The sequence below is a fragment of the Sphingomonas sp. CFBP 8765 genome, assembly GCF_014841445.1.
GTDB classification, from domain to species: domain Bacteria; phylum Pseudomonadota; class Alphaproteobacteria; order Sphingomonadales; family Sphingomonadaceae; genus Sphingomonas; species Sphingomonas aerolata.
This window is the reverse complement of sequence record NZ_JACYTY010000007.1, coordinates 49,609-64,915: the sequence shown is the minus strand read 5'-3', so window position 1 is coordinate 64,915 and position 15,307 is coordinate 49,609. Positions and strand designations below refer to the sequence as shown.

Below are 15,307 nucleotides of genomic sequence, written 5' to 3'. Positions count from 1 at the left end.
CGATGGACAAGACTATCGCCTCTTCCCCGCATCTGGCCTTCGCCCGCCCCGACGCCGCGCCCGGGGCCTTGAGCGCGCGCGTGGCCGCGTCGCTGCTCGCGGCCGTCGGCGACGTCGCCTTCATCCTTGCCGCCGATGGGCGGATCCTCGACGTGGCGGTGTCGCAGGGTGATCTTGCCAATCACGGCTTTGCCGGCTGGGTCGGCGAACGCTGGATGGACACGATGACGGTCGAAAGCCGTCCCAAGGCGGCCGAGATGCTCGCGGCGGCGGGCAGTCCCGAACCCGCGCGCTGGCGACAGGTGACGCATCCCGCGGCGGGTGGCGACGTGCCGGTCCGCTATCTGGTGATGTCGCTGGGAACACCCGATCGGCTCGTCGCGATCGGTCGCGACCTGCGCGGCGCGGCGGCGACGCAGCAGCGGCTGCTGCAGACGCAACAAGCGCTGGAACGCGACTATATCCGCCTGCGCCAGGCCGAGACGCGGTACCGGATGCTGTTCGACATGGCGTCCGATGCGATCCTGGTCGTCGACGCCGGGTCGCGCCGTATCCGCGAGGCGAATCCGGCGGCGCTGCGGCTGCTCGATGCCGCCCCCGATACGCTGGTCGGTGCACCGGTCAGCACGATCGTCGACCCGCATGATCGTGACGATCTGGTCGCGCATCTCGGCGCGGCGGAGGCGGCGGACGATGTCGCACCGGTTGCGCTGCGGCTGAACGATCGCGCGATCGACGTGCGGATCGATGCGAAGCTGTTCCGTCAGGCGCGCAGCCCGTCGCTGATCGTCCGGATCGAGGCGGTCGAGCCGGTCGTCGGTGCGCGGCGGCACGAGGCGACGCTCGGCGACGTGGTCGAGCGTATGCCCGATTCGTTCGTGCTGGTCGATCGCGACTTGGTGGTGCTGACCGCGAACGCCGCCTTTGTCGAGCTGACCGAAATGCCGTCGATCGAGCGGCTGATCGGCGCGCGGCTGGGCGCGTGGCTGGGTCGGCCGGGCATCGATCTCGAGCTGATCGTCGCGCAGCTGCGTGAACATGGTTCGGTCCGCAACGTCGCGACGATCCTGCGCGGCGCGGCGGGTGCGCAGGCCGAGATCGAGGTGTCCGGCGTGGTCGCGCCGATAGGTGGCAGCGAATGTTTCGGCTTCACGATCCGCCATGTCGGACGTCGCCTGCGCCAAGTGCCGCTGGTCGCGCACGACACGCCGCGATCGGTCGAGCAGCTGACCGAGCTGGTGGGGCGCATGTCGCTCAAGGAGATCGTGCGCGAGAGCACCGATCTGATCGAGCGTCTCTGCATCGAGGCGGCGCTGGCCTATACGTCGGACAACCGCGCGTCTGCGGCGGAAGTGCTCGGCGTGAGTCGGCAAAGCCTCTATTCGAAGCTGCATCGCCACGGCCTTGGCAATCTCGTGTCGGGTGACGGCTGAACGCGCGAGTGTCATCGGCATTGGTGTCAACATATGTTGACAGATAAGGGTGTCTGATCCTAGTTTCGCGACATGGATCGCCTGTCCGCTTCCCGTGTCGCGATGCCGCCGCCCGCGGCTCGCGACGTGCTGGAACTGCTTAAGCCGGTCACCTGGTTTCCACCGATCTGGGCGTTCCTGTGCGGGGTCGTGTCGTCGGGCGTTCCGCTGGGCGATCGCTGGCCGTTTCTTGTCGGGGGTGTCCTGCTGACGGGGCCGCTGGTCTGCGGCACGAGCCAGGCGGCCAATGACTGGTTCGACCGCCATGTCGATGCGATCAACGAGCCGCTGCGGCCGATCCCGTCGGGGCGGATCGCCGGCAGTTGGGGCTTGTGGATCGCGATCGCGGGCAGCCTGATCTCGGCAGCGGTTGGGGCGGCGATGGGGCCGCTGGTGTTCGCGGCGACCGGCGTCGCGCTGGCCTGCGCATGGGCCTATAGCGCGCCGCCATTCCGGTTCAAGGCGAGCGGGATCTGGGGGCCCGCAGTGGTCGCGCTGACCTATGAGGGGCTGACCTGGTTTACCGGTGCGGCAGCGATGACGGGCGGCTGGCCCGACGTTGCGGTGCTGGTGATACTCGGCCTCTACACCGCCGGCGCACATGGCATCATGACGCTCAACGATTTCAAGGCAGTCGAGGGCGATCGGATGATGGGGTTGCGCTCGCTGCCGGTCGTGCTGGGCGTGAATCGTGCCGCCCGGCTGGCCTGTATCGTCATGGCGGTCCCGCAGGTCGCGGTGATCGGCCTGCTGGCGCTATGGGGGCACGGGCTTGTCGCGCTGCTGGTCGCGGCTTTGCTGGTGGGGCAATTGGCGCTGATGGTGCGGCTGCTGCGCGATCCGCTCAAGAACACGCCGTGGTATAATGCGACCGGCACGACGCTCTATGTCCTCGGGATGCTGGCGTCGGCGTTCGGGCTCGGCGGGGTAGCGGGGTTGTGAGCGCGGTCCCGCTCGGCTGGCTCGGTATCGTGCGGATCGGACTGGTGCAGAGCGCGATCGGCGCGATCGTGATGCTGGCGACGTCGCTGCTCAACCGCGTGATGGTGGTCGAATATGCGCTGCCCGCGGCGCTCCCCGCCGGTCTGGTCGCCTGGCATTATGCGGTCCAGCTGTCGCGACCGGTCTGGGGGCATGGTTCGGATCGCGGCGTGCGGCGGACACCCTGGATCATAGGGGGCATGGCGGTGCTCGCGCTTGGCGCCTTGCTCGCGGTCGGTGCGCTGCCGCTGCTCGCCGCACGCGCGCCCGGGGGGCTGGCGCTGGCGATTGCCGCGTTTGCGATGATCGGCATGGGCGTCGGCGCGGCGGGCACGTCACTGCTGGCGTTGCTCGCGACCCGAGTCGCGCCCGAGCGGCGCGCGGCGGCGGCGGCGATCACGTGGATCATGATGGTCGCGGGGATCGCGGTGACCGCGGGAGTGGCCGGTACGCTGATCGAACCCTTTTCCGCCGCGGCTGACCCGGGTCGCGGCCGGCGTCGCGGGGTGCGCCTTCGCGCTGGCGGTGGTGGCGCTTCTCGGTGTCGAGGGGGCTGCACCGTCCAGGGCACTCGCCACGCCGGTTGAAGCGTCGCGGCGAGGGGATCGTTCGGCTAACCTGACGACGGCGTTGCGGACGATCTGGGACGATGGCGAGGCGCGCCGCTTCGCGCTCTTCGTCTTCGTCTCGATGCTCGCCTATGCGATGCAGGACCTGATCCTCGAGCCATTCGCCGGGCTGGTGTTCGGGCTCGCGCCGGGTGCCTCGACGCAACTGTCGGGGGTGCAGCACGGGGGTGTGCTCGTCGGGATGATCGTCGCGGGGGTCGGCGGCGGGGCGTTTGGCGGCGGGCGGGGTGAAGGCGGGGAGACGCGCGGGCTGCGCTGGTGGATCGGTGGCGGGTGTCTCGGGTCGGCGGCGGCGCTGGCGGGGCTCGCGCTGGCGGCGCGGATCGGGCCGGGCTGGCCGCTGACCGCCAATGTCGCGCTACTCGGCCTGGCCAATGGCGTCTTTGCGGTCGCGGCGATCGGCGCGATGATCGCGCTGGCGGGACGCGGGCAGGCAGAGGGGCGGGAGCAGGCGGGACTCCGCATGGGCGTGTGGGGCGCGGCGCAGGCGATCGCGTTTGGTCTAGGCGGGCTGCTCGGCGCGACGGGCGTCGATCTCGGGCGGAGCCGGATCGACTCTCCCGCGACCGTCTTCACCCTGGTCTTCCTGGCCGAGGCGCTGGTCTTCGTCGTTGCCGCAGCGCTGGCGATGCGCAGGCCTGGTCGCCGGCAGGACATGACGCCAGTCGCGCGCGCGCGCGGCGGCGGCATGACGACCTATGACTGCGTCGTCGTCGGCGGCGGTCCGGCCGGGGCGACCGCCGCTGCCGAACTGGCGCAGGCGGGGCGATCGGTGCTGCTGCTCGATCGCGCGGGCCGGATCAAGCCGTGCGGCGGCGCCATCCCGCCGCGGCTGATCCGTGATTTCGCGATTCCCGATCATCTGATCGTCGGGCGGGCGCGAACCGCGCGGATGATCGCGCCGTCGCGGCGTGCGGTCGACATGCCGGTCGATCCGAGCGGCGCGGGCGGCTATGTCGGCATGGTCGACCGCGACACGTTCGACGAGTGGCTGCGCGACCGCGCTGCCAAACAGGGCGCTGAGCGGCGCACCGGGCGGTTCGAGGCGATCGTCCGCGACGGCGATGGTGGCGCACAGGTCCGCTATACCGATGGCGAGGGCGATCATCGCGTCCGCGCGCGTTGCGTGATCGGTGCGGACGGCGCCCGGTCGCGCGTCGCCGAGGCGGTGTTCGACGATGCGGTGCGCAACCCGTGCGTCTTCGCCTATCACGAGGTGATCCGTACGCCGCAACCCGGCACCGCGGCGTTCGACCGCACCCGGTGCGACGTCTTCTATCAGGCCGAATTTTCGCCCGATTTCTACGGCTGGCTGTTCCCGCACGGCGACACCGCGAGCATCGGCGTCGGCAGCGCGCACAAGGGGCATGGTTTGCGTGACGCGACCAGCCGGTTGCGCGTGCGGCTCGGGCTCGAAACGTGCGTGACGCTGCGTCGCGAGGGCGCGCCAATCCCGCTCCGCCCGTTGCGGCGATGGGATAATGGCCGCGACGTGCTGGTGATCGGCGATGCCGCGGGGGCGGTCGCGCCGGCCTCGGGCGAGGGGCTTTATTACGCGATGCTGTCCGCGCGGTTCGCCGCCGAGGCGGTCGATACCTTCCTCGCCAGCGGAGACCCCAGGGCGCTCGGCGCGGCGCGGCGGCGGTTCATGCGCGGGCATGGGCTGGTGTTCCGCATCCTCGCGATCATGCAGCATTTCTGGTACCGCGACGATCGCCGCCGCGAGCGGTTCGTGGCGATGTGCGCCGACCGCGACGTCCAGCATCTGACCTGGCATGCCTATATGAACAAGCAGCTGATCTATGCGCGGCCGCTCGCCTATGCGCGGATCTTCGCCAAGGACATGCGGCATCTGCTGCAGACTGCGAGCTGATGCGCGATGGATAGGGTCTGGATCTTTCCGGTGTGCATCGCGGCGTTGCTCGCGACATTGGTGGCACTGGTGGGCGCGACGATCATCGACACCGGATCCTGGTATGCCAGTCTGCTCAAGCCGCATTGGGCACCGCCCGACGCCGCCTATGGGCTGGCCTGGACCGCGATCTACAGCTGCACGGCCCTGGCAGGCGTGACGGGGTGGCGGGCGATTGCGGGGTGGCGCGAGCGCGAATGGCTGCTCGGCCTGTTCGCGGGCAATGGGTTTCTCAACATCCTGTGGAGCCTCGTCTTCTTCCGCCTGCAGCGGCCCGACTGGGCGGTCGCGGAGATAACCGTGCTCTGGCTGTCGATCCTGGTGCTGATCGTCGTCCTGGCCCGGCATTCGCGGTCTGCGGCAGCGCTGCTGCTGCCCTATCTGCTGTGGGTGGGGTTCGCAGGTTACCTCAATCTGGCGATCGTCCAGCTCAATGGACCCTTTTCCTGACCTGGCTGTTCGCCAGCGGGCACGCGGTCGATATCGTGCTGGGGGTTATCGCGCTCGAACTTCTCTGGCTGCGATGGCAGGGGTGGAGCATGGCGACCGCGGCGCTCCGGCTGGCGCCGGGCATGCTGATGCTGGTCGCGCTGCGCGCCGCGCTGACCGGGCTCGACTGGCGATGGATCGCGGTGCCGCTCATCGTGTCGCTTCCGGTCCATCTCGCCGATCTGGCAAGGACGGCGCGAGGCTGAATGTCGATCATGCCAGGGTGGAGGACCGGGCTTGGCGTTTCACACCCTGCTCTGCGGCGACCGGGCCATGGTCATGCGGTCAAGCGAAGCTGCGACCGATCCCGCCCGGTCCCGCAACAGGCAGGAGCGGGACCGGTGGGGCAGGGGCGGCGGTTTTGCTCAGCCGCCGGCTTGCAGATAGGCGATCACGTCCGCGCGTTTCTGCGGATCGGGGATGCCCGGGAACGCCATCTTGGTACCCGGGACGACGCGTTGCGGCTTTTCCAGATACTGGATTAGCTTTTCGGGGGTCCAGGTAATCCCGCTATTCTTGTTGGCGGCGGAATAGGTGTAGCCGGCGACCGTTCCCGCGGCGCGGCCGACCACCTCATGCAGCGAGGGGCCGATCTTGTTCACGCCGGCCTCGACCGCGTGACAGGTCTGACACGTGATGAACGCGGTCTTCCCCTTGGCGGCATCGCCCGTGTAGCCGGCGAATTTCACGCCGCTGAGCGTATCGACGTTATCAGGGGCCGGAGCGGCGGCGGATGCGGTCGCCGCCGGCGCGGCAGTCTCAGTCGGAGCCGCGGCGTTTGCGGTCGCGGCCTCCGGCGTGGCGGCAGCGGTTTCGCCCGCGGCAGGTTCCTCGGCTGCCTTTTTCGAGCAGGCGGTGAGCGCCGTCGCCGAGAGCGCGACGCAAAGTGCCAGATGTCCAAACCGAATCGTGGATGCTGATTTCATAATCCTGCTCCTCTCGACCAAGCGCCGGGTCCGCATGCCAGGCTGTACACTGTCTATTATTCTTCACAGTATCTGCCGTCCAACACTTTGTTTCAGCAACTGTAAGGAGCGCCCCCCGGAAAGGCCTTGGAGGGCGTGGGGATGCGCCGAAGATAGCGACCGCGAAATGCGCGAGATGGTTCGATATCGCGACGTGCCGGGCGATGTACGACAACGCGGCCGACCGCTATCCGGCGCGGGATCTGCTCACGCTCTTGGGCAGGCTGCGCGCTGCAAGGATGATGGAACGTCCCGCACCGGTACGGATCTGCAACACAAGATCACGATGCCGATGACCGCCCCCGCCACCGGCATCGCCCACGCCATGGCCAGCAGTTGTCCGCCGCCGGTCTCGCCGAGCGGGGCGGTGCCGGTCCAGCCGGCCAGGGCGAGGCCCTGACCGAACAGCGCACCGCCGATCCCGCCGCCCAGCTTCAGCGTCAGGAGCAGCAATGCGACCGGCACCGCCTCGAGCCGGACTCCGGTCCGGCGCTCGCCGTGATCGATCGCGTCGGCGAGCAACGCCCAGATCATCATCTGCACGCCGGCATTGCCCGCACCGAACAGCGCGATCCCCGCCATCATGCCGTGCGGTCCCGTCGCGAACACCGCCGATCCGACCGCGACGAGGATCAGCGCGACCGCAAGCATGCCGTGCTGGCTGGCACGCCGGCTCGCTCCGACCCAGACCGGCAGCATGACGAGTTGCGACAGCGCAAGAGTCGTGAGCGCGCGCGCGGTCCAGTCGGGGTCGTGGATCACCCCCTTGCCGATATAGGCGAAGGATCGCGCAAAGACCGGCAGCGTCAGCGCCTGCGCGAAACCGAACACCAGCAGCGCACAGAACGGACGATTGCCGAGAATCCAGACCCGGAGCGGCGTTTGCGGGATGGGCGGGGTTCGCGGCGGCGCTGGGGCGGCGGCGGGCCCCGATGCGGCGGCCAGCCACAAAGTCGCGACATAGGCGAGGGCGGCACAGGCCGTGGTGACGATAAGGCGATGACCGCCTGCAAGCCCGGGGTCGACAAAGGCGGGGGCGGACCCGGCGACCGCCAGCGCGCCGAGGCAGCTGAACATGTACCGCAAGGCCGACAGCGTCGTCGCGGCACCACGCGGTCCGGTCATCCGCATCATCAGCGCATTATGCGCGACATCGCAGGTCGCATAGGCGGTGCGGAAAACTAGTACGAGGCTGATCGCCCAGGGAATTATGAAGGCGGGCTGGGGGGTGGGGAGGAGGAAGAGGATGGTGAAGGGGATGGTGACGACAGGGGCGGCGATGACGAGGAGGCGGCGGTAGAGCCCCGCGCGGTCGGTGGCGCGGTCGAGCAGGCGGCCGAGCAGCGGGTTGCACAGCCCGTCCCAGACCAGCCCGAGCATCACGATCAGCCCGGCGGCGAGCGGCGATATCCCCCAATATTCGGTCAGCGTGAACATCAGGAAGACGTCCATCGTCGACGCGAGCAGGTTCTTGCCGAAATTGCCGCTCGCATAGCCGAACATCCGCGCCGTGGCGGGCGGCGCGGCGGCGGCGGTGTTATCGGGGGTGGAGCATGCCATCGACCGCGACCCTAGCGCGGCTGTCTTGCAGTTGCGGGACATTTTGCGAGCGCGGTGCCTGCGTCGTGACGACCAGCGTGCCGCCGCGCATCAGATCCGCATGATCGATCCGCGTTTGCGACAGCGCGCGTCCGTCCAGCGTCACCCGTTGCACGACGCCGTCGGCGGGCCCGTCGCGGCGGATCAGCAGCACGCGCCCCTTGCCGAGATCGAGACGGACTCGTTCGAACGCGGGCGTCGTCGGGACGTACCATGGCTCTCCCGGTACGAGCGGATAGAGCCCGAGCGCCGCGAAGACGTACCAGGCGGTCAGGCCGCCCGCGTCATCGTCCATCCCGTTGGCAAATCCCTGCGGCGCCAGCGCGAAGCTGCGACCGACGAACGGCACCGCGAGCTTGCCGCTGTTGGTATAGGGATGCGCGATCGGCCGGGTCAGGATCGTCCGGACGAGATCCGCGGTCGGCCGTGGCTCGCCCAGCGCGGCGAACATCCAGGGGACGTGGATGTCGGGCTCGTTCGTCATGTTGAACAGGCCCTGCCCGAAAAAGGTCTGGAGTTCGCCCAGCAGCCGCGCGCGTCCGACCGTCTGGGTGATCCAGCCGAGATCGAAGACCGGCGCCCAGCGATATTGCCACAGCGTGCCCTGGTAGAGACCGCGCGCCTTGACGACGTCGCCGTCCGCGCCGGGCGACTGGAACACCGATCGCCACATTGGGCGGTAGGACAGCGCCTTGGCGGTGAAGCGCGCCGCGAGATCGGTGCGGCCGAGATCGCGTGCGAGTTCGGCGGTCGCCCAGTCGTCATAGGCAGCCTCGATCTGTTCGTCGGGGGTGCCGCGCTTGAGCGTGGCGCTGTCCGCAACCATGCCGGCGAGCGCCGCGTCCGTGTCGAACGCGATCCCCTTGCGGTGCAGGTCGAGCAGCGCGATCCCGGCATGTTCGGTGCGCACCGTTAGAAACGGTTCGTCGCGGGTCGACCATTGCGGCTTGCCGCCGGCGTATAGCGCGACCAGCGAGGCGGCGATGTCGGCGCCGCGTTCAGGCTGGAGCAGCGCCAGCAGCGGCATCTGCGTGCGGTAATTGTCCCAGAGCGACCAGCTCGCATAGCGCGTCGTGCCCCTGGGGGAGACGGCGATGCGGCCGGTCTTGTCGCGGTGACGGCCGTCCGGATCGTCGATCGCGACCGGGGTCTGCATGACGCGGTAGAGCGAGGTGTAGAACAGCGCGCGGCGGTCGCGTGGGCCGGTCGGCACGACCCGCCCGAGCACGCGGTTCCAGTCGGACCGGGTCGCCGCGGCGATGGTCGCGAACGGCCGGTCGCCGAGTTCGGTGTCGCGGGTCAGCGCCGCGCCGCCGCCGTCGACGCTTGACAGGCCGGTGCGGATCTCGATCCGGTCCCCCGCGCGGGCGACGAGGCGGAGCGTCGCCAGATCGCCAGCGCCGACACTCAGCCGGCGATGCACGAGGCGGCCGTTGATCCGGATCCGGCTGGCGGTGTGGAGGCGATAGGCGCCCTGGTCACAGACGGTGCCCGCGACGAGATCGGCACGCAGGTCGTCGCTGTCGAGGCGTGCCCAGTTGGCCGACAGCCGTTTGGCATAGCTGCGTCGCGGGTCGATCCGCAGGTCGAGAGTCCCTGCACGCGGTACGGTGAAGCGCAGCACGCCGCCGCCGCGCGTCGCGGTCGTCTCCGCAAGGATGCCGCCGTCGTAGCGGAGGCTGTACGTGCCGGCGCGGGCGCGTTCGCTGGGCTTGTCGATCCGCGCAGGGACTGCATCGCTGCCGGCGTAGCGTAGCGCGATCATCAGGTCGCCGCCCGCACCGCCGCAGCCGACGCCGACGCCGCGCGTGTGCGAGAAGCCGAGCAACGTGGTCGCCGCGTGATCATAGCCGGCGTGGTTGGCGGGGCTGGTGTCGGGGCCGAGCTGGACCATGCCGAACGGCGCGACCGCGGCGGGGGTGAGCTGGCCGAAATCGGCGAGTGTTCCGACGAAGGGGTCGACCAGATCGGCGGGTGTGTCCTGGGCGGATGCGGCGGTGGCGGGGGTTAGGAGCAGGGTGAGGAGGAGCGGATGGGTGAGGATGTGTCTCGACCGTGACGGCCGGAACGGGGTCGGAATGGCGGGGAGGCACGCGCGTTGTCCCCGATCAGTGTTGTACCCCAACTGGGCCCCGGCCTTCGCCGGGGTGGCGGTTGGGGTTGGGGTTGGGGTTGGGGTTGGGGTTGGGGGATTTGTGTTTGCGCGGTCGTGCCGCCGGGAGGGGCCGGTCATGGGTCGAGCGGATCGCGGGGATCCTGGCGGAGCGACTGGCGCGACGGGCGGAATTCGAGGTCGTAGACGGACAGCCGCCGGCCGATCGTGCCGGGCATGTAGCCGAGCTCGGCGGTGTTGCGCGTGGTGAAGGTCGGGCTTTCGATATAGGCGCTCTGCTGCGCGTCGGTGACGATCAGCGTCGGCCGGTCGAGCGGGATGCCGAGCGCGACCATCCGCCGCGTGGCGTTGCGCAGATTGGTCGTCGTGTGCCGCGCATAGGGTTCGAGGATGATGCGATCGGCGGGAATTGCGTAGCGCTCGATCAGCGCGCGGCGGATCTCGACGGCTTCGACGAAGCGGGTGCCGCGCGGGTGGACCGCGCTGCCCGAGACGAGGATGAACGGGGCGAGGCCCTGGCGATAGCGTTGCGCGGCGAGCAGCGCGTGGAGCTTGCTGCGCGGGCTGAGCCGTGTGGCGCTGTCCTCCGGCCCGACGCCGGGGACGATCAGCGCGGTATAGCGAAAGGCAGCCCAGTCGGTGCGTGCGGCCGCGGCACTGACGCCGGCATTCTCGCGGTCGTCGAGCGGTTCGAACAATGTCGCCGCGGTCGCGTCGTTGCCATCGAGCAGCGCGAGCGCCAGCGCGACGCTGCCGTCGAGCGTGTCGGGGGCGGCGCCCGAGGCGGCGCGGGCGAACTCGATCCCGACCGCGATGCCGTCGGCGAAATACGGGACCCCCGGGGTGAAGACGGGGCCGTCGATCGCGGGATAGCGTGACGGATGGCCGAGCCCATAGACGCGCAGCACCGCGTTCAGCCCGTCGAGCTCGGCATCGATCGCCGCGACCGGTGCGAGATCCGCGTTCGCCGCGAGCGGCGGCAGCCCGCGCGTGCCCGCGAGCCGATCGAGGATCGCGACGAGCGCGGCGCGATCCTCGGTCGTCCAGATCGCCGCCTCGATCGTGCAGGCGGCTGCGATGCCGCACGCCGCGCGCCGCGCGGTGCGGGCGGCCTGCAGCGTCCCCATCGCCGGGTCGCGGTCGAGTGCCTGCGCCCAGCCCGGCGTAGCGCGTAACGCGCCGAGCCGGGGAAACAGGCGCTGCGAAAGCGCGTCGATCGGGGTGTCGGGGGATTGCCCGACTGCCCCGACCTGCCCGGTCGTCGCCGGCGCCGGTCCCTGCGCGCCGAGCGGCACCGATGCGCTGCCCGCCAGCGCCAGCGCGAGGATCATCCGCAGGCCGGTCACCAAGACTTGCTGACCACGAGGCGGACGTTGCGACCGAAGATCGGGCGGCCGTAGATCGCGTCCGCGGTGCCCTGGCCGCTGAGCTGATCGGTGCGCGTATTGCCCTCGGTCAGGCCCTTGGCATTGAAGATGTTGTCGCCGACGACCTGCATCTGCCAGGTGTCGCGCGTCAGCGTGATCCCCGCGCCGACGGTCCCATAGGCGGGCAGCGCGGTGTTGTTGAAGAAATCGACATAGCGTTTCCCGACATATTCGTAGCGACCATAGAGCTGGACCGCATTGCCCGCGATGTCGAAATCGACCGAGGGGCGGATATTGCCATAGACCTTGGGCTCGCGGACGAGCTGGTTGCCCTCCACATCGCCCGCGCTGGCGCCGTTCGCGTTGACGAGGCTCTTGTACTTGGGATCGCTGACCGTGACCGCGCCGGTGACCGCAAAGCCGTAGGGCAGCGCGAGATTGCCGTCGATCTCGATCCCCTTGATGTCCGCCTTGCCGACGAACGGCACCGACTGGTCGTTGCGGCCGGTGACCGGGTCGAGCGCAACGAACGAGGCGTTGAGCGGGTCGTAGCGCGTGTAGAAACCGATGACGTAGAGATAGGACCGGCCGAACGCCGCCTTCAGCCCGACCTCATACTGGTTGGCCTTGGGCGTCAGGATCGTCGGGTTGATCTGATAGGTGACCTGGGTCGAGGGCGGGGTTTCGAGATGCGAGGCACGCGCATAGGCGCCAAGATGGCGGGTGACGTCGTAGTTGATGCCCGCGGTCCAGTTGGTGATGTTGGGCGCGAGCGAGGAGCGGATGATCTGGCCGGTAAAGGCGCGCACGGCATTGTCGGCGAGCGTCGTCGGGTCGCCGAGATTGGCCGAGGTCGTCGCAAAGGCATAGCCGTCGAAGCTGTAGCGTTCGTGACGGATGCCGCCGTCGATCTTCAGCCCCGGGGTCAGTTCCCAGGTGTCGTTGGCGTAGAAGGCATACATCGACGCGTCGGTGTTGCCGCGGTTGAGCGTGGTCGTGTAGCGCAGCACGCCATTGTCGGTCACCGAACCAAGCGCCTGGCCGGCGGCGTTATAGGCAATCAGGTCGAGCGTGCGCGGCTTGCCGCGGACCTCGAGCAGATAGTCCTGATAGGCGACCTCGTTGGTTTCGCCGTACAGGCTGCCATAGACGCCGACGCGCAGGTCGTGCGTGCCGAAGCCGGTCGCGATCGAGCGGGTGACGCTGAGATCACCCTGGGTCGAGTAGAATTTCGACGTGACGTCGCGGAACTGCGCGGGGACGACCAGGCCGGAAGCCGCATTGGGGTCATAGACCTCGGCGCCGTCGGTGCCGGCGATCGCATAGCCGAGTCGGGTGACGCCCGCGCCGAAGGCGGTGCGCGCGGCGGTCAGATAGCTGCCCGCAAAGGCGGTGGCGTCGGACGGATTGCTGGTCGAATAGAGCGCGTTGAAGTGGAGCTTGCCGATGCTGATCCCACCCTTGGCGGCGACCTTCCAGCCGTCGTAATCGGCGTCGTACTGAACGCCGACATTGCCGAACTGCGTGTGGCGGCCATTGCCGAGATCGGCGCCGACGTTGCGCGTCGTGCCATCGGCCTCGCGGTAGCGGATCGTCGCGTTGCGCAATGCGGGCGAGTTCATCGTGCCGCTGAAGAAGTCGATATACTGGTTGAGCGACTTGGACGGATCGCGCGGGTCGGCGGTCGGGATCGGCAGGTAGAAGACGTTGTGGTCGTTCAGGTAATTGCCCGACACGCGCAGCGACCCGTTCGAGAAGTCATGCTTGATGTTGGCGCGGACCTGGCCACCGCGGTCGTTGGGGAAGCCGTTGTCGCGATAGCCGTCGTGGCGGCGGAGGAAGCCGCCGATCGCGTAATAGGTCGAATCGTCGATCGGCCCGGCCTGATAGCCGTCGATTCGGTAGAGGCCGGTGTCGCCGAGCGTGAGCTGCGCCTTGCCGCGCACCGTGTCGGTGCCCGAGACGGTGATGTTGTTGACGATCGCGGCGGCATAGCTCGCATAGACCGGGGCGGGGCCGCCGCGCACGACCTCGACGCGCTGCGTCATCAGGTCGAAGCGGTTGAGGCTGTCGCCGCGGAAGAAGTTGCCGTCATTCTCGTGGAACAGCGGCAGCCCGTCCTGCTGGAAGGTGACGAGGCCGCCGTCGCTGGGCAGACCGCGCAGCCGGATGATGTTCTGGACCTCGCCACCGGTATTCTCGACCGCGAACCCCGGCAGCTTGCCGAGCAGATCGGCGAAGTTGAGCGGCGCGAGCTTCTGGATATCGGCATTGCTGAGCGAGTTGACCGCATAGGAGACGTCGAAGCGACGCTGTTCGCGTGCCGAGCCGGTGACGATGATGTCGGTGCCGGCTACGGGTTCAGCCTGGGCGGGATCGGGCTGCGCGGGATCACCCTGGGCGGGGTCGCTGGCCGGGTCGGCAGCGGTCGCGGTGGTGGCGGCGGGGGCCGACGGCGCCGTCTGCGCCCAGGCCGGCGTCTGTGCCGCAATCCCCAGCGCGATCAGCGCACATCCCGAACGCAAGCCGTGTTTTGTCATGATTTTTTTCTCCCACCCGATTGATATGTCAGCCGTTGGTCGGGGAATATGACAAAATTAATTAATTTCACGAAATAAACTAATCGGCTATCCGGTGCGGCGAAGGGACGTGGGCGGATGGCGATGTCGCGGTTGAGGCTGGATGACGACGAGCGGCGCGTGATGCAGATCCTGCGGTCCTTCGGGGCACGATCGCGCAAGGACCTCGCCGCCGACCTGGGAATGAGCGCGACCAAGATCACGCGGCTGTCGGCGACGCTGCTCGCGCACGGGCTGATCGAGGAATGCCCGGGGGCGGCCCCGGTCGCGCCCGGCCGCCCGGCGGTCCCGCTGCAAATCTCGCCCGAGGCGGGATACGGGGTCGGGGCGATGCTCCACCGCGGGCTGCTCGAGGTGGCGCTGGTCGATTATGCGGGCGGCGTGATCGCGCACCGGTCCGCGCCGTTCGACGATCCCGATCCGCGCGTGTTCGCGCAGCGGGTGACGACCGCGATGCACGAGATGGCGATCGCTAACCGGCTGCTCGGCCGGCGGCTGCTCGGCGTCGGGATCGGCGTGCCGGGTGCGGCGCTGTCGATCGAGGGAACGCGGCGCTGGACGGTCGACAGCCTGGCGGCGTGGCGCGGGATCGACCTGAAGGCGTTGTTCGAGGAGCATATCGGCCACCCGGTGTGGATCGAGAACGACGCGAACGCGGCAGCGCTCGCCGAATATTATGTCGGAGGACTGATGCGGCGCTGTTCGACCGCGGTCGTCATCCTGCTCGGGCACGGGATCGGCGCGGGGATCATCGTCGAGGGGCGCATCCTGCGCGGGGCGATGGCGAGCGCGGGGGAAATCGGCTGCCTCTATCCGACCAGCGCGCCGCGCCCCTCGACGCTCGACCTGTTGTCGACATTGCGCGAGGCGGGGTGCGCGATCGACTCGCTGGTGGACTTCGACCGTGTGATCAAGGGCTATGAGCCGGTCGTCGACGCGTGGGTGCGCCGGGCCGCGGGGCAGATCGGGCCGATCATCAACTGGGGCATCGCCTGGATCGATCCGGGTGAGTTCGTGATCTCGAGCCCGTTGCCGACGCCGATCCTCGACGCGCTGGTCCGCCACATCGATTTCGGCGCGATGCATATCGGCGACCATTGCAGCGTCCCGCCGCGCATCTCGGTATCGACGCTGCAGGGTGCGGCCGCGACGATCGGCGCGGCGCTGATGCCGATCCACGCGACCGCGGTCGGCTGACGCC

Annotated in this window: 11 protein-coding genes and 1 pseudogene; 7 read left to right on the top strand and 5 right to left on the bottom strand. The window is 69.0% G+C overall.

Translation table 11 applies throughout. The features are described from left to right. Positions 1–2: 2 nt before the first annotated feature. The 6 genes and pseudogenes from ppsR to IFT87_RS16435 all read left to right on the top strand — a co-directional run bounded on the left by ppsR (position 3) and on the right by IFT87_RS16435 (position 5,689). Positions 3–1,433, top strand: a complete 1,431-nt coding sequence (gene ppsR / locus IFT87_RS16460; RefSeq protein WP_192191271.1) for a transcriptional regulator PpsR — start codon at positions 3–5, stop codon at positions 1,431–1,433. A 72-nt stretch (positions 1,434–1,505) separates the two neighbouring features. Further along, complete coding sequence (gene chlG / locus IFT87_RS16455; protein WP_192191270.1) at positions 1,506–2,414, top strand: chlorophyll synthase ChlG; 909 nt, start codon at positions 1,506–1,508, stop codon at positions 2,412–2,414. A gap of 71 nt (positions 2,415–2,485) precedes the next feature. Beyond that, positions 2,486–3,653, top strand: a pseudogene (locus IFT87_RS21055) (BCD family MFS transporter); the annotation flags it as partial. A 57-nt stretch (positions 3,654–3,710) separates the two neighbouring features. Next, on the top strand, positions 3,711–4,955 hold the full coding sequence (locus IFT87_RS21050; RefSeq protein WP_446740634.1) for a geranylgeranyl diphosphate reductase: 1,245 nt from the start codon (positions 3,711–3,713) through the stop codon (positions 4,953–4,955). Positions 4,956–4,961: 6 nt separating this feature from the next. Beyond that, positions 4,962–5,444, top strand: a complete 483-nt coding sequence (locus tag IFT87_RS16440) for a TspO/MBR family protein (protein ID WP_192191269.1) — start codon at positions 4,962–4,964, stop codon at positions 5,442–5,444. A gap of 35 nt (positions 5,445–5,479) precedes the next feature. Further along, positions 5,480–5,689, top strand: a complete 210-nt coding sequence (locus IFT87_RS16435) for a hypothetical protein (protein WP_192191361.1) — start codon at positions 5,480–5,482, stop codon at positions 5,687–5,689. A 159-nt stretch (positions 5,690–5,848) separates the two neighbouring features. Here IFT87_RS16435 and IFT87_RS16430 read toward each other — a convergent pair whose 3' ends face one another. From IFT87_RS16430 to IFT87_RS16410, 5 genes are all read right to left on the bottom strand, one after another. Further along, positions 5,849–6,409, bottom strand: coding sequence for a c-type cytochrome (locus IFT87_RS16430; RefSeq protein WP_192191268.1), 561 nt, complete (start codon positions 6,407–6,409; stop codon positions 5,849–5,851). Positions 6,410–6,655: 246 nt separating this feature from the next. Then, a complete protein-coding gene (locus IFT87_RS16425; protein ID WP_192191267.1) occupies positions 6,656–8,008 on the bottom strand; it encodes an MFS transporter in 1,353 nt (450 codons plus the stop codon). Continuing rightward, on the bottom strand, positions 7,986–10,172 hold the full coding sequence (locus tag IFT87_RS16420) for a glycoside hydrolase domain-containing protein (protein ID WP_249403400.1): 2,187 nt from the start codon (positions 10,170–10,172) through the stop codon (positions 7,986–7,988). The genes IFT87_RS16425 and IFT87_RS16420 overlap by 23 nt, the downstream gene beginning before the upstream one ends. Positions 10,173–10,276: 104 nt before the next feature. Then, positions 10,277–11,506, bottom strand: coding sequence for an ElyC/SanA/YdcF family protein (locus IFT87_RS16415; RefSeq protein WP_192191265.1), 1,230 nt, complete (start codon positions 11,504–11,506; stop codon positions 10,277–10,279). After that, the gene (locus tag IFT87_RS16410) at positions 11,503–14,067 is read right to left on the bottom strand and encodes a TonB-dependent receptor (protein ID WP_192191264.1); all 2,565 of its coding nucleotides are present in this window, start codon (positions 14,065–14,067) and stop codon (positions 11,503–11,505) included. The genes IFT87_RS16415 and IFT87_RS16410 overlap by 4 nt, the downstream gene beginning before the upstream one ends. 117 nt (positions 14,068–14,184) lie before the next feature. On the opposite strand from IFT87_RS16410, the gene IFT87_RS16405 reads away from it, so the two are divergent. Further along, complete coding sequence (locus IFT87_RS16405; RefSeq protein ID WP_192191263.1) at positions 14,185–15,303, top strand: ROK family transcriptional regulator; 1,119 nt, start codon at positions 14,185–14,187, stop codon at positions 15,301–15,303. The last annotated feature ends 4 nt before the right edge of the window (positions 15,304–15,307 follow it).

Excerpts from the sequence above, each read along its gene's own strand:
- ppsR (WP_192191271.1), top strand. The coding sequence starts at position 3 with ATGGACAAGACTATCGCCTCTTCCCCGCATCTGGCCTTCGCCCGCCCC.
- chlG (WP_192191270.1), top strand. The coding sequence starts at position 1,506 with ATGGATCGCCTGTCCGCTTCCCGTGTCGCGATGCCGCCGCCCGCGGCT.
- IFT87_RS21050 (WP_446740634.1), top strand. The coding sequence starts at position 3,711 with ATGCGCAGGCCTGGTCGCCGGCAGGACATGACGCCAGTCGCGCGCGCG.
- IFT87_RS16440 (WP_192191269.1), top strand. The coding sequence starts at position 4,962 with ATGGATAGGGTCTGGATCTTTCCGGTGTGCATCGCGGCGTTGCTCGCG.
- IFT87_RS16430 (WP_192191268.1), bottom strand. The coding sequence starts at position 6,409 with ATGAAATCAGCATCCACGATTCGGTTTGGACATCTGGCACTTTGCGTC.
- IFT87_RS16425 (WP_192191267.1), bottom strand. The coding sequence starts at position 8,008 with ATGGCATGCTCCACCCCCGATAACACCGCCGCCGCCGCGCCGCCCGCC.
- IFT87_RS16410 (WP_192191264.1), bottom strand. The coding sequence starts at position 14,067 with ATGACAAAACACGGCTTGCGTTCGGGATGTGCGCTGATCGCGCTGGGG.
- IFT87_RS16405 (WP_192191263.1), top strand. The coding sequence starts at position 14,185 with ATGGCGATGTCGCGGTTGAGGCTGGATGACGACGAGCGGCGCGTGATG.